This is a genomic window from Aminobacter sp. MDW-2 (assembly GCF_014250155.1).
GTDB classification, from domain to species: Bacteria; Pseudomonadota; Alphaproteobacteria; order Rhizobiales; family Rhizobiaceae; genus Aminobacter; species Aminobacter ciceronei.
The window spans coordinates 3,040,197-3,059,708 of sequence record NZ_CP060197.1 but is presented as its reverse complement, the minus strand read 5'-3'; the positions used below and the strand labels follow the sequence as shown (position 1 = coordinate 3,059,708).

Genomic DNA, 19,512 nt, shown 5'->3' with positions numbered 1-19,512 from the left:
TCATGATGGAAACAAATAAGGCCTGTTTGCGACCATTGCTACGGGCACGGGATAAATCGTCCGTTATCCCCTGACGAGCCAGACGATGCCGACGCCCATGGCAAGGGCGGCAAGGCCGACTGTCCGGAGCACTGCCTCGGGCATTTCGGCCGCCTGCGCGGCCATCCTCTTGGCCGCGGCTGGAAAGCCGCCATAGACCAGGCCCTCGATGACGAGGACCAGGCCGATGGCGACGATGAAGTCCCGCACTGCTTAGTTGCTGGCGGCGGGAGCGGCAGCACCGGCGGCAGGCGCCGGCGCAGCCTTTGCGGCACCGCCCTCGGGGCCGCGGAAGTAGCGGAAGAACTCCGATTCCGGCGACAGCACCATGGTCGTGCCATCGGCATTCAGGGCCGTGCCGTAGGCGCTCATCGACCGGTAGAAGTCGAAGAACTCGGGATCGCGGTTGTAGGCGTCGGCAAACACCGCCGAGCGTTCAGCTTCGCCTTCACCGCGCAGGATTTCCGATTCCTTCTGCGCCTCGGCGACGATCTCGACCACTTCGCGGTCGGCGCGGGCGCGGATGCGCTGCGCAGCTTCCCGGCCGCGGGCCCTCAGCCTTTCGGCCTCGGCCAGACGTTCGGCCTTCATGCGGTCGAAGGTCTGCTGCGACACTTCCTGGGTGAGATCCGTACGGCGAATGCGGACGTCCTGGATTTCCAGGCCGAGCGACGTGGCGTCAGGCTGCAGCTGGTCGCGGACCTCGCGCATCATCGCCGCGCGCTCTTCCGAGAGCGCGGATTCGAAACCACGCACACCGTAGACCCGGCGCAGGGCCGCGTCGAAGCGGGTGCGCAGGCGCTGCTCGGCCAGTTCCACGCTGCCCGACACCGTCGAGCGGAACTTGCGGGCGTCGTTGATGCGATAGGCGATGAAAGCATCGACGTCGTAGAACTTGCCGCCAGAAACCTGGACGCGGATGTCGTCGAGGTCGAGGCGCAGCACGCGGTCCTCGATGACCTGCACGTTGTCGGCCTCGAACATCGAGAACGGCGCCTTGAAGTAGATGCCCGGCTCGGTCTTGACGTCGACGATCTCGCCGAAGCGCAGCACGATGGCCTGCTGGCGTTCGTTGACGACGAAGATCGACGACCAGATCAGGAACAGGATGATAGCGGCGAGAACGCCGATGATGGGAAGACGATTGGACATTAGTTGCCTCCCGCCGCCGGAGCGCGCTTCTGCAATTCAGGCAGCGGCAGATAGGGCACAACGCCCTGGCCGTTGCCTTGCTCGACGATCACCTTGCTCGAGCCCTGAAGCACCTTTTCCATCGTTTCGAGATAGAGGCGCTGGCGGGTCACGTCGGGCGCCTTGGCATATTCGTCATAGACCGAGATGAAGCGCTGCGCCTCACCCTGGGCTTCTTGAACGACGCGGTTCTTGTAGGCGGCGGCGTCTTCGCGGATCTGCGCCGCCTCGCCTCGCGCCTGGCCGAGCTTCTGGTTCGAGTACTGGTTGGATTCCTCGACGAAGCGGTCTTCGTCCTGCTCGGCGCGCTGCACCTCGTCGAACGCGTCGGCCACTTCGCGCGGCGGTGCCGCGTCCTCGATCGAGATCGCGTTGACGGCAAGGCCGGCGCCATACTGGTCGAGGGTCGACTGGATGATGTCGCGCACGCCAGCGGCAATGCCCTGGCGGTCGTCGCGGAAGATGTCCTGCGCCGGACGGCGGCCGACGACTTCGCGCATCGCGCTCTCGGCAATCTGGCGAACCATGATGTCGGGCTCGGAAACCTTGAACAGATAGGCCTGGGGATCCGAAACCTGGTAGGCGACGGAGAACTTGACGTCGACGATGTTCTGGTCGCCCGAAAGCATCAGGCCGGAAGACGTGCTGCCGCGGACTTCGCCGATATTGACCAGCTTTTCAGCCGTGTTGACCTTCTCGACAGTCTCGATCGGCCACCAGTGGAAATGCAGGCCGGGCTGCGACAATTCCTGCTTGGGCTTGCCGAAACGCAGTTCAACCGCCAGTTCATCCGGCTGCACGGTGTAGACCGACTGAAACGCCAGGAAAGCGACAAGGCCAGCGCCGATAAGGCCGAACAGCACGCCGGTCGAGCCACCGCCACCGGGCAGCGCGCGCTTCAGCTTGTCCTGGCCCCGGCGAATGATGTCCTCGAGATCGGGAGGCGAACCTTGCGGCCCGCTTGGACGTGGTCCCTGCCCCCAGGGGCCGCCGCCGCCATTATTGCCGCCGCCGCCACCCCAAGGGCCACCGCCGCCGCCTCCACTTTGATTGTTCCAGGGCATGAATGTCCTTTCGACTACGAAACCATGGCAGCCACGCCTGAGACGGCCGCACAATTACTGACACCATCTATAGGGATGCGGGCAAGCGCTTTCAACGCGATGCCCTTGAAGTGCCTCGGATTCCACTACAAATGTATGAATTCACACCATCAATGCACGTCGTGGCGCTTTTCGTAAACGGTATAGCGTGTCGCATGGCTGTCTTTTTCGCCGGCGGCAAAATCTTCGGCGTGTGTAACCGCCCAGATCTCCGGATCGATATCGGGAAAGCGCGTGTCGCCGTCGGGAGACGCCATGACATGGGTAACATGCAGCCGGTCGGCGAGCGGCAGCGCCTGGCGGTAGATCTCGCCCCCACCGATGACGCAGATTTCGGTGACGCCAGGCATGCAGCGACCCTTGGCAGTGCCAAGCGTGATGGCGTCTTCCAGCGAATGCACCACCTCCGCACCCTCGGCGCGAAACGCCTTGTCACGGGTAACGATGATGTTCAGCCGTCCCGGCAGAGGGCGCTTGGGGAAACTCTCCCAGGTCTTGCGCCCCATGATGATCGGCTTGCCCATCGTGTCTGCTTTGAAGCGCTTGAGATCGCTCGACAGCCGCCACGGCAAGCCGCTGTCGCGGCCGATGACACCGTTTTCGGCTATCGCCACGTAGATCGCAACTTCCATCGGACGCCCTTCCCACCCAGGCGAATCTACGCCCGGTCGCTTATCGTGGGCTATCGTAGGGCTGCAGGATCAGAATTTCGATATCGCGCTCGGGATAAAAATCGGTGGCAGTCATCTCGAAGGTGGTCAACCCCACTTTCTTCACGCCAGCGCCACAGAAGCTGACAATGTTGGCTGGATCGCCCTTGTCGATGGTCAGCCTGAACTTGCCTATCGTGCCCAATGCCCAGTTGCCGCCCGTGGTGAGCACATAGGACAGCCAGGTTTCTGTATAGGGTGGGAAGCCGTCACCGGAATTCTTGGTCGCCTTCTCGACAGCGCGTTCAAAACTTTCGTCGAGGCAGTATTTGCGCTTGTAGTCGTCGTATTGCCCCTGAAACTTTCCGTCCGTGTAGAAGCTGACACCAGCCGTGCCGCCAACACTCGGCTTGTAGCTGTGCGCGACCTTCACCGGCTTGCCCGCCGGAAAGCTGGCCCTCCACCAATAAGTCGAGCGCAGCTGCCACAAAGGCTCGCGCACGCTCTTCATGCCCGAACCGTCGTCATACTCATTGAGTGTGATCAGCCCGCGGTTTTGCCAGTCGGCCGCCACTTCCGACGACAGCTTCTCCAACGCCTTCAACGTCGCGTCGCCGAACGGAAAATAAGGTACGCCGTTGGCGTCCAGCTCCTTGCCGATATCCAGCCCCACGGCAAAAGCCGAATGCTGCAACTCAGGCTTCACCTCCTGACCGTCGATCGATACCGAGAAGCCGAGGAAATTGTCGGACGCATCCACCGGAATGTCGACATTGGCGTAGGGACTGCCCTCGATGTCGGGCATCGGAAACGCCACCAGCGTCTCGACATCCTTGTCCGAATTGTTGCGGAACACGTAGTCGACCGTCACCTTCTCCGGGGAGATGAACAGATCCTCGCTTTCCATGGCGATCTGGTCGCTGCGACCGATGATCAACCCGCCGGCGCCAAGCTGCGCCGTCGTGTCGTTGGCGGATGCGAGAGCAGACATCGCCGACATGCCGGCAACGCTCAGGGCGATCAGTCCGTCACGGCGTGCCATCCGGTAGCCCTCACACCGCGATCGGCGCGCGGATGGTGGCGTCGGCGACGTAGTTCTCGAGTCTGAAATCCTCGAAGCGGAAGGCAAACAGGTCCTTCACCTCGGGATTGATCCACATCGTCGGCAGCGTCTTCGGGCTGCGCGTCAGTTGCTCGCGCGCCTGGTCGAAATGGTTGTGGTAGATGTGTGCGTCACCCAGCGTGTGGACGAAGTCGCCCGGTTTCAGCCCGGTCACCTGCGCCACCATCATCGTCAGCAGCGCATAGGACGCGATATTGAACGGCACGCCGAGGAAGATGTCGGCCGAGCGCTGGTAGAGTTGGCATGACAGTTTGCCGTCGGAAACATAGAACTGGAACAGGCAGTGGCACGGCGGCAGCGCCATGGCATCGACCTCTTCCGGGTTCCAGGCCGAGACGATCAGCCGGCGCGAATTGGGGTTCTTGCGGATCTGTTTGAGCAAAAGTGCGATCTGGTCGATCTCGTCGCCGTCGCGCGTCGGCCACGACCGCCACTGCTTGCCATAGACCGGGCCGAGATCGCCATTCTCGTCGGCCCATTCATCCCAGATCGATACCCCGTTGTCCTTGAGATACTTGATGTTGGTGTCGCCGGCGAGGAACCACAAAAGCTCGTGGATGATCGACTTCAGATGCAGCTTCTTGGTGGTGACAACAGGAAAGCCATGCCCCAGGTCGAACCGCATCTGATGGCCGAAGACCGAGCGTGTGCCGGTGCCGGTGCGGTCGCCACGGTCGCTGCCGTTTTCAAGGACATGGCTGAGAAGGTCGAGATACTGGCGCATGAAGGACGTCCGGTCGGATTGGCGAGATTCGCTGGCCGCAAGCGTAGCCCATTCCGCTGCCCCGGCAAACGCCGGGACACGCGGCTGGTCGCTCGTCCGATCCTATTTCAGCACGCCAGGCCAGTTCCTCTCAGCCTTTGCAATGTTGCCCTCGACATCCTGCCGCCACAACGAGCGAACGCTTTTGGAGTAGTTGAGGTAAAGCTTGTCGCCCACCACTGTCCAGGCATTCGGGTCTGAGGAAGCGGTTGCACCCTGGCTGACGGCATAGGCGCAATAGCCGCCATATTGCGGCAGGTATCGAGCCGGAGACCGCAGGAACGTCCCCCGGTTGGCGGCACTGGCGAAGCGATAGGTGATGCCGTCATGCACCGCGACGTGCGCAGGCAACCCCTTGGTCGCCTTGCCGGCGGTGAAATAAGCGACCACGTCATAGCCGCTCGCGCCGACACCGGGCGGTTTACCGGTGTAAACCATAGCCTGTTTCGCTCGCGCGACGCCCGGTCCGAGGGCCCCGCTCACGGCGAGCGGCAGAAACATTGCGGTCAGAATGAGACGGCGTCTGTCCATCGCCGGTTTCCCTCGACAAGCCACCGTTATCATAGCAGCCCGCGGCCCCATCTGCCGCGCGCCTCGCTACACAATCAGGTGATCCGGTCAGGGTCAGGCTAATGATTGGCCAGCAGATGGACTTGCCGGAAAGACAGCTCAGAGCGAACCGAGTTTGCCCAGTTCCTTGGCCACAAGGTAATAGAACGTCACGCGGTTCTTGGTGTTGTCGGCCGACATCGCCTTGCAGACCTTTTCCAGCGCGCCGTCCGCCTTCTTCGCATCCTCGACGCCGAGCTTCTTGGCAATCCAGCCGGCTTTTATGCGATCGAGTTCCTTGGGGTCGGTGCACGAGACAAGCGAAGAGTCGCGGTTCCGGAGCGCGATGCCCAGGTGCTTGACGATCTTGGTCACCACCTCTTCCTTGGCGCCGGCGTCGTACTTCTTCACGTCTGCAAGATAGTCGGTCATGTGAACTCCCCTCGTCGACGAATTGATCTCATCTCCCGCAGGGGCCCGGCTTAGACCGGTTCAGGTACTTCACGGGCATCCCCAGCGGGCCGAAGCTTCGGTTCGCGCATCACGCGAGTCAACCCTGCGTATTCGCGTGGCTTCATGAATCTGTTGCGAATGGCTGTTAGGACTTGCCGTTCCCACCTTCCATTTTGCAGCCGGCCTCCCTATATTGGGGTCGTCAGCTTGACTGACTATGGCGATAAACTGCCGATGAAATAAGCCATTCGGACCCGGGGGCGGTACCCGGCGCCTCCACCAAAAGTCGTCGCACAGTCGAACGACGATTTTTGCTGGGGGCGAAATAGGATCGACGAGGGTGTAAAGATCGGACTTTTGCCCGGCATTGTACCACCGTTATCGGGCTAAACTTGTAGTTGCAAACGACAACTATGCGGAAGCACGTCTCGCTGCTTAATGCAGTGCGATAGCTTCAAATTAAGCCCTAGAGGTTCGCACTTCTAGGCGGGGTTCGGAGGTACCTGGCAACAGAAACCTCCACTTCTCTCCCCCAAAATCTTCCAAGATCAAAATCTCCCAAGACATTGTCATCGCCGGCCAATGCCGGTTTGCCGTTGCCTGTTTTTTTGCCGGTGCGCCGCGCGTCCTGACGGGTGCCCGAGACGCGCTCCGGCCGCCCCCCGCAGCGCAGCGTCGGCCTGCCATGGCCGGTCCCGTTCCATCCGGAGACCTACATGCCTCGCAATTCCAACCGCTTCTTCGTGCTCACCGGCGGCCCCGGATCGGGCAAGACGACCTTGATCGAACGCCTTGCCGCAGCCGGCCACGCCACTTCGGTCGAAGCCGGTCGCAGCATCATCCGCGACCAGGCCGCAATATCCGGCACCGCCCTGCCCTGGCATGACCGCGCGCTGTTCGCCGAGCTCATGCTGTCATGGGAAATGCGCTCGCATACCATCGCCGAGGCTACGCCCGGCCCGGCGTTCTTCGATCGGGGCGTCCCTGATGTCATTGGTTATCTCAGGCTCGTCGGCCTGCCGGTACCGATCCATATCGAACAGGCGGCCCGGGAATTTCGCTACAACCGCAAGGTGTTCGTCCTGCCGCACTGGCCCGAGATCTTCACCCAGGACAACGAGCGCAGGCAGGACGAGGACGAGGCGCGGCGCACCCATGCCAGCATGGTCGCGACCTACGCTGCCTGCGGCTATGATCTTGTCGAGGTCCCCACGGCACCGGTCGAAGACCGTCTCGCTTTCATTCTCGAAAACGTCCGTCAGGCGTGACGAATCACGCCGCGTGCGGCAGTTGCAGCCCTTCGGCGAAGGTGCGGTTGCGGCCTGCCCGCTTGGCGGCATAGAGCACTTTGTCGGCGCGGCCGATGGCGTCCCAGAGGCCCTCTCCGGCATGCAGCTTGGCGATGCCGAAGCTGCATGTCACCGCGAAATCGCCGGGCATGCCGGCAAATCGCACATTCGCGATCTCCCGGCGCAGCGTCTCGACCAGGCCGAAGGCATCGTCCACCGGTGCATCCTTCAACACGATGACGAATTCCTCGCCGCCGGTGCGTGCCGCGATGTCGCCCGCCCTGAGTTTCGACTTGATGACCCTGGCAAGGCTCGACAGCACGACATCGCCGCCGGCATGGCCGAAGCTGTCGTTGATCGACTTGAATCGGTCGATGTCGCAGGCGACGATGCTCAACGGCTTGCCTACGCCCTTGGCGAACAGGCGCTGGGTCTTGCCCTGCAAGCCGCGGCGGTTGAGCAGCCCGGTCATAGCATCGCTGTCGCGCTCCGCCTTCAGCGCCAGAATGACGTCGGCACAGGCGACGACCACCAACGCAAGCCCCATCGCCACGCCCAGCACCGACATGGCAAACTGCGCCCAGACCCAGAAGGCGGACTGGAAGAAGGCATCGACATCGCGGCTCGGCACCGTACCGCCCGTCAGCAAGGTACGGCCGACAAAGGTCGCCCCCAGGCCCAGCAGCAGCCACAGCGTGCCCCGGTCGACGACATTGCCGAGCACGAGATGCCTGAGCTTCCACGCCCCGCTCAGCAAAATGCCGCCCATGCCGAAATTGAGGGCATAGACGCGGACGGCGAGATCGTTGTGGACGTAATAGAAGAAGGTCAGGATGGCGACGATGCCGCCGAACCACAGCGCTTGCTCGGCCCGTGCCATCGATTTGCCCGAGCGCATCAGCACGCCCTGCACAAGAAAGAGCGGCGCCGCCGAATAAAGCACCGCGCACGCAATGGTGTTGTAGCCGACGTCGGCCGGCCACAGCGCGAACTGGACGACGGTTGCGGCACTGATCGTCAGGAACGCCAGCGCAAACAGCAGCAAGTGCCTGTTTCGGCGATCGAGCAGCCAGATGCACAGGAACGTTGCCGCAAACAACAGCAACAGGACGGAAGGGATGAATTTCAAGATCTTTTGTCGCCTCGACGTCTCGGTTCTGCTTCCGGTGTCTTCGCAACGACTTACCGGCCGAGTGTAAACAAACGATATCGAGGCTTTGTGAGGCGACGGCGACAGCGCCTGACCTGCGTCACGATGATGTAAAACGAGGCCGGGTGGATGCCCGGCCTCGACAAAACTCACTCCGCTGGCGCGCCGACGGCCGTTTCGCGCCTGCGGCCGAGCGTCACCTGCGCCAGCGCGAAGGCGACGACGGCGGAGATGGTGATGCCGAACACCATCGGCAGCGGCGTTCCGTCGAAGAAGAGGCCAGCCACCGCCATGGCGACGGCGCCGGTGGCAAAGTGCAGCGTGCCCATCAGTGCGGATGCCGTTCCGGCGATTTCGCCATGCTCTTCCATCGCCAGCACCGAGGTCGTCGGGATCACGAGACCGAGGAAGCCGTAGCCGATGAACAGAAGCACGGCCAGTACGTCGAGGCGGTCGACGCCTGCGGAAAACACCGCCAGCAGAATGACCATCATCGTGGCGTAGCCGACCACTGCCACCCGCACCACCCGGTGCAGGCCGAAGCGCTCGGTCAGCAAGCCGGTCAGCTGCGACATGCCGATGAAGGCTACCGCGTTGATCGAGAAGAACACGCTGTAGACCGACGGCGACAGGCCGTAATGGTCGATCAGAATGAAGGACGAATTGGCGAGATAGACGAAGAAGCTGGCAATGCCGAAGCCGCCGATGAAGGTCAGGCCGAGGAAGTTGCGGTCGCCGAGCAGGAAGCGGTAGCCGCTGAGCGCGCTGCCGACCGAGCTTTCGGCGCGATGCTCGACGGGGCGCGTTTCCTTGAGCGACGTCGACAACAGCACGATGGCAAGTACTGCAGCAGCAGTCACCACCCAGAATACGGCGCGCCAGCCAAAGCCTTCGATGACAAGCGAACCGGTCAGCGGCGCAAGGATAGGCGACACCGAAAACACCAGCATCAGCAATGACATGAGCCGCGCCGCTTCGGTGCCGGTATGCAGGTCACGCACGATGGCGCGCGGCACCACCATGCCGGCAGAGGCACCCAGGCCCTGGATGACGCGGAAGAAGATCAACCATTCGATATTGGGCGCAAGCGCCGCCCCAAGGCCGCCAATGGCAAACAGCACCAGGCCGATATAGAGCGGCGCCTTGCGGCCTATCATGTCGGAGATCGGGCCGACGACGATCTGCGCCAGACCCATGGCCAGGAAGAAGACAAGCAGGCTCATCTGCACGGCGGCGGTGCCGGCGTTGAGATCGGCGCCGATCGTCGGCAGAGCGGGAAGATACATGTCGATGGCGAACGGGCCGATGGCCGACAAAAGGCCGAGCACGACCGCTACGCGGAGAAATTGGGGTGTCATGATGTGGTTCTTTCGGATCGGGTTTCCGCCGTGAAGCCACGGCGACGTGTAATCCAAGGACGTTTGGCAACATGAGATTCCGACTCCTCCCGAACCGGCATCTCGCCATTGCGTCCAGTTTTTTAGACAGACTTGTCCAAAACGTCAATCACCTGTATATAAAAATTCCATGACACCTGCCATCGCTCCTGACATTGCGGTCAGCCGCAGCCACACCGCCAAGCGGCTCTCGATCCTCGACGCCGCTGCACGCGTCTTCTGCCGCGAGGGCTTCGCCGGCGCCAACATCGACCTCATCGCCGCCGAGGCCGGCGTGTCGCGCCAGACGGTCTACAACCACCATGGCGACAAGGAGAACCTGCTCGTCGCGGTAGTCCGGGAAATCACCGAACGCATCAACGCTGGTGTGTTCGAAACTCTGGCCACCTTCCCCGACAAGCCGATCGACCTCGAGGCCGAGCTCGTCGAGTTCGCCGTGCGGCTCAACCAGAACTGCATGTGCAACCGCGACGGCAAATTCCTGCGCAAGCTGCTGCAGACCGAAGGCGAGCGTTATCCCGAATTGTTTGCCGGCTGGCGTGAACATGGCCCGGCCAAGACCTGGGCGGCCCTTGCCGCGCGATTCGCCCGCCTCGCTTTGTCAGGCTGGCTCGATCTTGACGATCCCGATGTCGCAGCGCGCCAGTTCCTGGCGCTGGTCAATGCCGATCTGCAGATGGCGCTGATCTTCGGCGACACCGTCTCGGAAGAACAACTGCGCACAGCAGCAAGCAATGCCGTGCGCTGTTTCCTGCGCGCCTACGGCAAGCCGCGCCCGGTCTGATTCCTAGGGAATGGACGGCCGTCCGGACCTGCGGCAGGCATCGTGGCGCCTGCTCGAATCCCAAACATTCCATACCGCATTATATCCGGTTTACGCCGGCCAAAAGCTTGATTACAGGTAGGGAGACGATTCAATCGGACCCGCATCTACATATGGCCGAAGACCAGATCCGCTACGACATTCTCGCCCAGGAGGCACTGCGTGGGGTCATGCGCAAGGTCCTGGCGGAAGTCGCGCGCACCGGCCTGCCGGGCAACCACCATTTCTTCATCACCTTCATGACCGGCGCGCCGGGCGTGCGCATCTCCTCGCGCCTGCATGAACGTTATCCCGAACAGATGACGATCGTCATCCAGTTCCAGTATTGGGACCTCAAGGTCACCGACACCGGCTTCGAGGTCGGCCTGTCCTTCTCGGATGTTCCGGAGAAGCTCGAAATCCCCTTCTCTGCCGTGCGCGGCTTCTACGATCCCTCGGTCAACTTCGAACTCGAATTCGAGGTCAAGGCCGAAGCAGCTGCAGCCCCCGAAGAGGTTGCCGCCAAGCCGGAGCCGATCGCGGTGGTCAAGCCTGCCGAGCGCAAGCCTGCGACCAAAAAGAAAGCCGACGCGACTGAGAAGGAAGCCGTCGAAGAGCCCGCTCACGGCAAGGGCGCGGATGTCGTATCGCTCGACGCGTTCCGCAAGAAGTAGCCAGGACGAGGTCGCATGGCCGACATCGTCAATCTTCGCCAGTTCAAGAAACAGAAGGCGCGGGCCGAGCGCGAGACGCTTGCCGACCGCAACCGCGCCCTGCACGGTCGCACCAAGGCCGAAAAACAGCGCGACCAACTGACCTCGGAGCGCGCCGACAAATTCGTCGACGACCATCGCCGCGAGCGCGATCCAGAGAAATCCGACCGGTGAGCCTGGTCGAAAAGCGCTCGGTGACGATCCGCGGCCACCGCACCAGCTATTCGCTCGAAAAGCCGTTCTACGACGACCTCTTGGCCATATCGGCGGCGCGCGACATGACGCTGGCCGCCCTCGTCGCCGAAGTCGACACCCAGCGCCCGCGCGAGGCAAACCTTTCCTCCGCGCTCAGGCTGTTCGTGCTGGAGCAAGCCAAGCGCGGCGTGAGACAGACCTGAGGCGCGTCGTCTCCATCCGCCTCGATCCCGATGTCATTGCCCAGTCAAAGGCCACTGCCAAAGGCTGGAGCACAGGCATCAACGAGGTTCTGAAAAGGCAGAGGGCGGGCTGGCGCGACAGCGCCACCACATCGGGCCAGCATCGCCTGCCTATTGGCTCTGCAGCGACTTGAAGAAATCGTCGAGACTGAGCGGTTCGAGCTTTTTCTTCACCGGCGCATCGGCGGGTGGCGCCGGCACGGCGTCGACTGGCGCATCCATTGGCCGGACTTCCGGCAACGGCGCCCGCTCGATCTCAGCCGCTGGTTTGGGCTTGGCAGCCTCAGCCTCGCGCCTCGCCTTCTGCTCGGCCTCGTGCCGCAACTTTTCTTCCGCTGCCTGGCGTGCCTTCTCAGCTTCCTGGCGCGCCGTTTCCCTGTCCGCCTCGGCTTTGGCCTTCGCGGCGGCTTCCGCGGCGCGTTTTTCTTCTTCGGCGCGCAAGCGTTCCGCTTCCGCCTTTGCCTTGGCTTCCTCTTCGGCTTTCAGCCTTTCGGCCTCGGCTTTCGCCTTGGCCTCTTCCTCGGCCCGGATCCGGGCCTCCTCGGCAAGCCGCGCCTCTTCGGCGATACGCTCGCGCTCGGCCTGGAGTGCTGCGAAATACCGCGTCTCGCGTCGTAGCCGCTGCTTTTCCAGCAACACCGCCTGCATCGCCTCGACGCGGGCCTGTTCCTTTTCCAGGGCGCGCTGGGTCAGGAACTGCGCCATCGGCGCGCTGTCGAACAGCTTGACCGTCGCACCCGGCTCGCCGTCGATCTGGAAGTTCATCGCCGGCTCCGAGCCGACCAGCTGCTCCTTGCCGGGCGCGTATGTGATCGAGCCATTGGCCGAGATCACACCGGCGTTGAGGTCGGTGCGCAAATCGGCGTTCAGCATCGCAGCCGGGTTTTTCAACGTCAGTGGCGGCGCCCGCAGGATGCCGCCGGCAACGGTAAACGCGATGTCGGCCTTCCCGGCGGCAAAACTGCCCTCGCCGGCCAGGTCAGGCGCGAATTCTGCGACGCGCGCCGCATTGATATCTCGGCCAAGCGCGTCGGCCTTGGCGATCAGCGCGGCAAACGCGTCGGGGTTGAAGCCGGGCAGGACGAGCCCGTCAATATCGGCCGTGCCCGACCCGGCCAGCGAGGCGACAAGGCCCTCGACCGATTTGCCGCTGCCTGAAAGCGTCGCCGAAAAATTGCCCTTGCCGCCGATATCGCTGGCCACCGGGACCGCAGCGACATCGGCGCCGTCGAGCTTCAACTGGCCCGACACGAAGGCCGTGCCATCGTTGTTCTTGAGTTCGACAAGTCCGCCAAGGTCGCCGCCATACAGCTTGGCCTTGATGTTGGACAGCCTGAGCGCCTGGCTGTCGATCTGCAACGCCAGCACCGCATCATTGGCGGTCGCCAGCGGTTCGGCCAAAAGTGTGCCGGCGATGATTTCGAGGTCGGCGCTGAAGGGCGCAATCGGTTTCGGCGCGAATGCCGCCGTAGGCCACCCGCCGTTGCCGCTTTCCAGCGCCGCGACGCCCAGGGTCATTTCGGCGAACGGCCGGAGATTCAGTTCGTCAAGCGTCAGCGAACCGCTGAGATGCGGCAGCCCCTCGTTCAGCTCGGCCTTGAGATTGCCGACCACCGCACCCTGGTTGACGGTGCCGTCGAGCCTGTCGAGCGCAAGAACGCCTTGGGCAAGGCTGGCATCTGCGGCGAGCTCCACCTCGGTGCCGGTGCCCATGCCCGGCAGGCTCACGCCCGAGGTCATCAGCCACGGCTCCAGGTCGGCAGCCTGCAGCGTCGCCCGGCCCGTCAGGCTGGGCATACCGTCGCGCACCGCCACCGTGCCGGTGAAGCCGGCCGAAGAATCGTCACCTTTGAGGCTTGCGGTCACGTCGAGGCCATTCTGCACGGCACCTTTCGCGGCAATGGCTAGCTCACCCGGGCCGGTCACGCCGAGCGGCAGCACCGGCAGGCCGGCCAGCGCCAGCAGGCTGGTCGCATCCTCGTTGCGGGCGGAGAATTCGAGCTTCAGCTGCGAGCTGGCAAGCGCGCTCGATATCGCCTGCGCCGACAGCGTCGCCAGAAGATCGGAGCCGCCGGCCTCGCCTTGCCCGCTGAGCGCAATGCTCGTCGTCTTGTCGCCATTGTCGACGGCACTGGCGACGAAGTCGATGCGCGCGTCAGCCAGCAGGCCGGGATAGGCCGCAGCACGGGTTGCCAGCTCGTTCAGCAGCCGGTTCTCGGGCGTCTGTTTAGCTGCCAGCGCGACCAGCGGCGCGAGGTCGACTGATATCACCGAGGCGTCGAGATTGCCGGTCGGCGCCTTGGGAAAATCCTTGATCCGCCCGGTGGCACTGAGCGAGGCGCCTGCCAGTCCGCCGACCGACAGCTTGTCGATTTCCAGCACGCCCTCGCGCAGCCTGAGCGCGGTATCGACGGTTTCGGCGCTGAGGCCGGCGAAATGCACCGGCCCGGCCTTCACCGCGAGATCGAGGTCGGCGTCGCTGAAGCGGTTGGCGCCCTGGTCGGTCACGAACAGCGAGGCAAAGGCGCGCAACCCGTCGAGATCGAGCTCGCCGCCGTCGAGCTTCATCGTCATCGACGCCCTGGCATCGTCGGGAAGCATGCTGTCCAGCTCGCCGGTGAACTTGGCTTTGCCGAGGATCAGCTCGACGGCATCGAATGTCTGCTGCTCGCGGGTCAGCCTCACCTTGGCCTTGAAGCCCGCCGCCGGCAGCTTGCGCACCGCCTCATCTACATCCTTGGCGACCCAGGCGGCGAAGCCCGAGGGCTGACCCACGGCCAAGAGCATCTGGCCGTCGAAGCCGAGCGTGTTTTCGGTGCGCAGGAAACCGTCGGCCTCGAGTCGCGTGCGGCCGGGCAAGGTCGCAGCCAGCGACTTCAGCACCCAGCCGCCTTCGCCCGGCTGCGCCGACATCTTGACGTCGCGCACCGTGGTGTCGCCGGCGACGACCGCGGGCAGGTCGACGTCGACGGTGCCGGGGATCGTCGGCCGCGGCAAGTCGACCAGTACCTTTTCAAGCGCCGTCAGCCGTTCGGAAACCGAAAAGCCGGTGCCGGTCTGATCACCCCCAACCGCTTCGTCGAAACGCACCTGGGCGCCATTGGCCGTAATGGTGAAATGCGGGTTGGCGCCGAGATCGACCTCGCCCGTGCCTTCGGCGGTATAGGGATCCTCAAGTGGCCCGCTTTCGAAGCGGAACTCCTCCACGCCCAGTCGGGCATGGTCGAGCGCGAACTTGCCCTTTACCCGAAAGCCGGGTTCAACTGGTTTGACTGGCGCCTTCGGCTTTTCGCCTTCGGCCGTGGCCACGGGCTCAGGCTGCGCCTCGATCACGGTGAAGCCGCCGGCATAGAGGGCCTTGCCCTTGTCCATCGAGGCATTGCCGTCGCCTTCGATGACCACGCCGTAGCGATCGGGCGTCGCGCGTATCCTGAGCCGCATCTGTCCAGCCGGATCGACGGAGCCGGTCGACACCGAAAGCTGGGTTTTCAGCCCGTCGACGCGCAGCGAACCGTCGACGCGCCACGGCCCGGCGAGCGACTTTGCCGAGACCTCGGTGTTGATCTCCGACAACAGGTGGTCGCGCCCGCTGGCGGCGCGGCGCAGCCGCACCTGTCCCTCGGTGATGGTCAGCTTTTCGATCGAGATCTGCTTGGCGTCGAACGGCGCAGACGGGCGGATCGCCCAATCGACGACGCCGTCGGCGGCGACATCGATGATCGCCTTCGGCCGCACCAGCCGCATGTCGTAGATCAGGAACTCGCCGCTCAGCAGCGGCGCGAGCTCCGCATCCATCGAAAACGTCTCGACGGTCATCGCATCGTTGCCGCCGGCCCCGCCACCGACGGTGACGTCCGAGAAGGTCACCGATGGAAACGGCAGGATGCGCGCCGTCACCTCTCCCTGCACCGCAACCTTGCGGCCAAGTATTGCGCTGGCCTCGCGCTCGAAATCGGCCTTGTAGCCCGACCAGTCGATGAAATACGGCCCCACCAGCGCCGCACACAGCGCCAGCACGAAAAGTCCACCGAATATGACAAACAGGCGTGCGAGCATTGCCTCTGGGCAAATCTTTCAGGCGACTAAGCGCAGGAGCGTGGTCATTTGGTGGCATGTTGGGCTGTGCGCTGCAGCACGTCAACGCCGCCCGGCAACCTGTCCCGTGAAAAACGGTCGCGCCGCGTCATCACGGCATTCGTCGCCGTCCCTGCAAGCGGACCAACGAAGACGCGGAGATTCAGGTCAGGCCGAGTCGAAAATGGTGGAGACCGAGAACCGGAACGGAGCGTACATTCGGGTACGCGAGTACCGGAAGCGCAGGTGTCCGGCATTTGCAGGCCGGCCCCACCTGAATCTCCGCTATTTTGAGTCGCGCTTGGCCTGGGCTACTGCCGCTGCCTTGCGCAGGCGCCCACGTTCCATCGGCCTGACCAGGCTCTTGGCCTTGGCGTTATCCACCGCCCGCATGCCGAGATGCGCCTGTCGGGTGTTGAAATCGGCGGCGCGGGCCGGCTTCTTTTCCTTGCTCAACGCCAGTGCGTGGCGCGCGTTCTCGACGAGATCGATGCGCGCCGCCAATTGCTGCCGCCGCTCATGTTCGCCGTTGAGCCGGCGCATGCTCATCGCCAGCACGCCGAGCTTTGCCTTGGTGCCGTGATCCTTGGTCGCCGGCTGCGCGCCTTTGGCGGCTGCCTTGCCGCGCATCTCGCGGCGCTTGCGGTTGGCTTCGCCCTGCGCCCGGTCGCGTCGTTCGCGCACCGCCTTCAGCAGGTCGCGCAGTTCGGCATCCGAGAGATCCTGCACCACCGGGTGGTGCGAGTTCTGCACCAGCTTCCACTCGTCTTCGCTGAGGGCTCGTTCTTCCTGCTTCCTGGAAACAGCCATCTTCTGGTCCTCGCCTGTCACAGTCCGGTTGCCCAAGACCTAGGCAACAAGACCTGGGCAACCCGGACTGTCCGCCCGAACCAAAGCGGGGTCAAGCCGGCTATGCCGGGCGGCGCATCCGGATCACCTCCTGCAACCGCCCGTCATCGTCGGCGTTGCGCCTCAGCGTTTCGACGAAGCCGAGCTTGCGGTAGAAGCCGACCGCCGTCTCGTTCTCGGCATAGACTTCCAGCTCGAGCGCGCCCTTCAGCGCCACGGCATGCAGCACAAGCGCCTTGCCGAGCCCATGGCCATGGGCTGCGGGATCGACGAACAGGCCGCCGATGAAGCCCTCGATCAGGCCGATGAAGCCGGCCGGCTCACCGTCGAGTTCGATCACCCAGTTCTCGGCCTGGGGCAGATAGATGTCGCGGACCCGCCCCTGCTGCTCCAGCAGGTCAGCCTCGGACATGAAGGGATGGCCGATGCGCGAAGCCTCGAGCCAGACGTGAGCCAGCCGATCGCGATCGGCGGCGCAATAGGCGCGGATCGTCGCGCCATGGGCGTGTATCATGGGAATATCCTCGGAATTTTGCGTATCAGAGAAAGACGCATAAGCGTCTGTATTGGCCTTTCGGCCTCATCGGCACTGGGGCCGACGCTTCAGCGATGGAAGTCTCTACGCATAAGATTCCTGGTTGGACGGCGCCGCAGTAGCAGCACCGCCCACGCCACGTCAATGCCCTGTCGATTGTTCCGCCGCGGGTAACACCTTGCCGGGATTGAGAATATTCTGCGGGTCGAGTGCGGCCTTGATCGTCCGCATCACCTGCACGCCATGGCCGTGCTCGCGCTCCATCAGACCCATCTTGCCCTGGCCTATGCCATGCTCGCCGGTCGAGGTGCCGTCCATCGAGATCGCCCGCTCGGCCAGCCTCTTGACGAATTCCTCCGCCCTGCCGATGTCGGCGGGGTCGTTCTGATCCATCAGCACCAGCGTGTGGAAATTGCCGTCACCGACATGGCCGACGATCGGTGCGATCAAGCCCAGCCGCGCTATGTCGGCCTCTGTCTCGGCGATACAATCGGCAAGGCGGGAGATCGGAACGCAGGCGTCCGTCGACAGGGCGCGTGCGCCCGGCCTGAGCGTCTGCGACGCCCAATAGGCATCATGGCGCGCCTTCCACAATTTCGCCCGCTCCTCGGCGACAGTGGTCCACAGGAACGGCCCGCCGCCATACTCCGTCGCAATCTCGCCAAAGCTCTCCGCCTGCTCGGCCACGCTGGCGTCGGAACCGTGAAATTCGAGAAACAGGCACGGGCTTTCGGGATAGTCGAGCTTGGAGTAATTCTTCATCGCCCGCATCTGCAGCGCGTTGACCAGCTCGATCCGCGCCACCGGAATGCCCATCTGGATCGTCGTGATGACGGCCTGGCATGCCGCTTCGACAGTCGGGAACGGGCAGACCCCGCCCGAGATCGCCTGCGGAATGCCCTGCAGCCTGAGCGTCACCTCGGTGATGATGCCGAGCGTGCCTTCCGAACCGACGAGAAGCCGCGTCAGGTCGTAGCCCGCCGAACTCTTGCGCGCCCGATGCGAGGTCACGACCTCGCTGCCATCGGCCATGACAGCCCTGAGCGACAGCACGTTCTCGCGCATCGTGCCATAGCGCACCGCGTTGGTGCCGGAGGCGCGGGTCGCCGCCATGCCGCCGAGGCTGGCGTTCGCCCCGGGATCGATCGGGAAAAACAGGCCAGTATCGCGCAGATAATTGTTCAGCGCCTCACGCGTCACACCCGCTTCGACGGTGCAGTCGAGATCGTCGGCATTGACCGACACCACCTTGTCCATACGCGAGATGTCGAGCGATATGCCGCCCGCCGGAGCGTTGACATGGCCTTCCAGCGAGGTGCCGGTGCCAAAGGCGATGACCGGCACGTGATGCGCGGCACAGACCCGCACGACGTCCTGCACGTCGGCTGTGCTTTCGGCGAACACCACGCCATCGGGCGCCTGGTTGGGCAGATAGGTGGTGGTGTGGCCATGCTGCTCGCGGATCGCCTGGCCGGTCTGGAAGCGCTCGCCGAACTGCTGCTTGAGGATGCCCAGCGCAGCCGCGATCCCCTCCTCGTTCCGCGCCATCGCCTTCAGGTCGCTCAGAGCCATGTTTTCCTCCGCGTTTGGAACAGCCTGGCGCCTTGCCGGCGCCTTATGCTGCGGTAATCTGCCAGCCCCGACAGTTTGTCCAGCACCACCGTGCATGACCCCGAAAATCGGGATTATCGGAAAGGATCATGCACAAACCTAAGTTTAACAGCGTCCTTTGCGCGTCCTGACGGACGCGCGGCGCTTTAAGGTCAAGAGGATCGTCCATGCCTGCACCGTTCGTCTCGAGCGTCATGGAGGTCGAGAAAGCCTGGCTCGACTACAACGGCCACATGAACATGGCCTATTACAACGTGCTGTTCGACCGCGGCGGTGAAGAAGCGCTCGACCTGCTTGGGCTGGGCGCGGCCTATGCCCGCGATCGCAAGCTCACCACCTACACCGCCGAGATCCATGTCTGTTACGTCAGGGAGTTGCATCTTGGCGACAAGGTCACCGCCACCTTCCACCTGCTCGACCACGACGAAAAGCGCTTCCGCGTCTACCAGGAACTGCACCATGTCGACGGCTGGCTGTCGGCGACGTCAGAGACGCTGTCGCTGCATGTCGACATGAACGGCCCGAAGGTCGCGCCCTTCCCTCAGGACATCATGGCGAGCCTCGACGCTATGCGCGCCGCCCATGCCGCCTTGCCGACGCCCGAGCGTGCCGGTCGCTCGATCGGCATCAAACGCAAGCCCGCATAGTGGCTTCAAGGCCACAGGCGATTAACCTTACCTGTTTATAACCTGCGCCACAGCCTGAGGTTCGTTGATCGCCCCTCGCTGCCCTCCGACAATCCCATGCAAGCGAAGTTGAGTCGCGGCGGCGGGCACCGGACGGC

General features: G+C 63.6%; 21 protein-coding genes and 1 other RNA gene. 8 read left to right on the top strand and 14 right to left on the bottom strand.

Annotated elements, in window-relative coordinates:
* Positions 1-63 precede the first annotated feature (63 nt).
* The 8 genes from H5P29_RS14935 to H5P29_RS14900 form a co-directional block, all read right to left on the bottom strand.
* Positions 64-249: a DUF2065 family protein gene (locus H5P29_RS14935; RefSeq protein ID WP_067960524.1), complete on the bottom strand. Its 186-nt coding sequence runs from the start codon at positions 247-249 to the stop codon at positions 64-66.
* Positions 250-252: 3 nt separating this feature from the next.
* Positions 253-1,191 (bottom strand): protease modulator HflC, encoded by a 939-nt coding sequence (gene hflC, locus H5P29_RS14930; RefSeq protein WP_067960521.1) that lies wholly within the window; start codon positions 1,189-1,191, stop codon positions 253-255.
* Positions 1,191-2,294: an FtsH protease activity modulator HflK gene (hflK, locus tag H5P29_RS14925; protein WP_067960518.1), complete on the bottom strand. Its 1,104-nt coding sequence runs from the start codon at positions 2,292-2,294 to the stop codon at positions 1,191-1,193. Before hflK ends, hflC begins: the two co-directional genes overlap by 1 nt.
* Positions 2,295-2,443: 149 nt before the next feature.
* Complete coding sequence (locus H5P29_RS14920) at positions 2,444-2,965, bottom strand: dihydrofolate reductase (protein ID WP_154386662.1); 522 nt, start codon at positions 2,963-2,965, stop codon at positions 2,444-2,446.
* Positions 2,966-3,005: 40 nt separating this feature from the next.
* Positions 3,006-4,025: a DUF4424 domain-containing protein gene (locus tag H5P29_RS14915; protein WP_246670864.1), complete on the bottom strand. Its 1,020-nt coding sequence runs from the start codon at positions 4,023-4,025 to the stop codon at positions 3,006-3,008.
* 10 nt (positions 4,026-4,035) lie between these two features.
* The gene (locus H5P29_RS14910) at positions 4,036-4,830 is read right to left on the bottom strand and encodes a thymidylate synthase (RefSeq protein ID WP_067960510.1); all 795 of its coding nucleotides are present in this window, start codon (positions 4,828-4,830) and stop codon (positions 4,036-4,038) included.
* A gap of 102 nt (positions 4,831-4,932) precedes the next feature.
* Positions 4,933-5,400 carry a YHS domain-containing (seleno)protein gene (locus H5P29_RS14905; protein WP_154386663.1) on the bottom strand — a complete coding sequence of 156 codons (468 nt, stop codon included), beginning with the start codon at positions 5,398-5,400 and terminating at the stop codon, positions 4,933-4,935.
* A gap of 138 nt (positions 5,401-5,538) precedes the next feature.
* Entirely contained in the window at positions 5,539-5,850 is a 312-nt protein-coding gene (locus H5P29_RS14900; protein ID WP_067960504.1) for a DUF2853 family protein, read from the bottom strand.
* Between the two features lie 183 nt (positions 5,851-6,033).
* On the opposite strand from H5P29_RS14900, the gene ssrA reads away from it, so the two are divergent.
* Positions 6,034-6,395: a transfer-messenger RNA gene (gene ssrA, locus H5P29_RS14895) on the top strand.
* A 192-nt stretch (positions 6,396-6,587) separates the two neighbouring features.
* Positions 6,588-7,139, top strand: coding sequence for an AAA family ATPase (locus tag H5P29_RS14890; RefSeq protein ID WP_154386664.1), 552 nt, complete (start codon positions 6,588-6,590; stop codon positions 7,137-7,139).
* A gap of 4 nt (positions 7,140-7,143) precedes the next feature.
* On the opposite strand, the gene H5P29_RS14885 is transcribed toward H5P29_RS14890, so the two are convergent.
* The gene (locus H5P29_RS14885) at positions 7,144-8,289 is read right to left on the bottom strand and encodes a diguanylate cyclase (protein ID WP_154386665.1); all 1,146 of its coding nucleotides are present in this window, start codon (positions 8,287-8,289) and stop codon (positions 7,144-7,146) included.
* 170 nt (positions 8,290-8,459) lie between these two features.
* Positions 8,460-9,668 (bottom strand): multidrug effflux MFS transporter, encoded by a 1,209-nt coding sequence (locus tag H5P29_RS14880; protein WP_067966336.1) that lies wholly within the window; start codon positions 9,666-9,668, stop codon positions 8,460-8,462.
* A 169-nt stretch (positions 9,669-9,837) separates the two neighbouring features.
* Here H5P29_RS14880 and H5P29_RS14875 point away from each other — a divergent pair, with 169 nt between their 5' ends.
* From H5P29_RS14875 to H5P29_RS14855, 5 genes are all read left to right on the top strand, one after another.
* Positions 9,838-10,491, top strand: a complete 654-nt coding sequence (locus tag H5P29_RS14875) for a TetR/AcrR family transcriptional regulator (RefSeq protein WP_154386666.1) — start codon at positions 9,838-9,840, stop codon at positions 10,489-10,491.
* Positions 10,492-10,643: 152 nt separating this feature from the next.
* Positions 10,644-11,183, top strand: a complete 540-nt coding sequence (locus H5P29_RS14870) for an SspB family protein (protein ID WP_067960496.1) — start codon at positions 10,644-10,646, stop codon at positions 11,181-11,183.
* A gap of 15 nt (positions 11,184-11,198) precedes the next feature.
* Positions 11,199-11,396, top strand: a complete 198-nt coding sequence (locus H5P29_RS14865; protein WP_154386667.1) for a DUF4169 family protein — start codon at positions 11,199-11,201, stop codon at positions 11,394-11,396.
* Positions 11,393-11,620 (top strand): ribbon-helix-helix domain-containing protein, encoded by a 228-nt coding sequence (locus H5P29_RS14860; RefSeq protein WP_067960490.1) that lies wholly within the window; start codon positions 11,393-11,395, stop codon positions 11,618-11,620. Before H5P29_RS14865 ends, H5P29_RS14860 begins: the two co-directional genes overlap by 4 nt.
* Complete coding sequence (locus tag H5P29_RS14855) at positions 11,617-11,793, top strand: BrnA antitoxin family protein (protein ID WP_169808380.1); 177 nt, start codon at positions 11,617-11,619, stop codon at positions 11,791-11,793. Before H5P29_RS14860 ends, H5P29_RS14855 begins: the two co-directional genes overlap by 4 nt.
* Here the strand turns inward: H5P29_RS14855 and H5P29_RS14850 are convergent.
* The 4 genes from H5P29_RS14850 to H5P29_RS14835 all read right to left on the bottom strand — a co-directional run bounded on the left by H5P29_RS14850 (position 11,771) and on the right by H5P29_RS14835 (position 18,689).
* Positions 11,771-15,715: an AsmA family protein gene (locus H5P29_RS14850; protein WP_067960486.1), complete on the bottom strand. Its 3,945-nt coding sequence runs from the start codon at positions 15,713-15,715 to the stop codon at positions 11,771-11,773. The two genes, H5P29_RS14855 and H5P29_RS14850, sit on opposite strands and share 23 nt — an antisense overlap.
* A gap of 303 nt (positions 15,716-16,018) precedes the next feature.
* Complete coding sequence (locus H5P29_RS14845; protein WP_067966334.1) at positions 16,019-16,543, bottom strand: hypothetical protein; 525 nt, start codon at positions 16,541-16,543, stop codon at positions 16,019-16,021.
* 100 nt (positions 16,544-16,643) lie between these two features.
* Positions 16,644-17,096: a GNAT family N-acetyltransferase gene (locus H5P29_RS14840; RefSeq protein WP_067960483.1), complete on the bottom strand. Its 453-nt coding sequence runs from the start codon at positions 17,094-17,096 to the stop codon at positions 16,644-16,646.
* Positions 17,097-17,258: 162 nt separating this feature from the next.
* A complete protein-coding gene (locus H5P29_RS14835; RefSeq protein ID WP_154386668.1) occupies positions 17,259-18,689 on the bottom strand; it encodes an FAD-binding oxidoreductase in 1,431 nt (476 codons plus the stop codon).
* Positions 18,690-18,895: 206 nt separating this feature from the next.
* Here H5P29_RS14835 and H5P29_RS14830 point away from each other — a divergent pair, with 206 nt between their 5' ends.
* Positions 18,896-19,375, top strand: coding sequence for a thioesterase family protein (locus tag H5P29_RS14830; protein WP_067960478.1), 480 nt, complete (start codon positions 18,896-18,898; stop codon positions 19,373-19,375).
* The last annotated feature ends 137 nt before the right edge of the window (positions 19,376-19,512 follow it).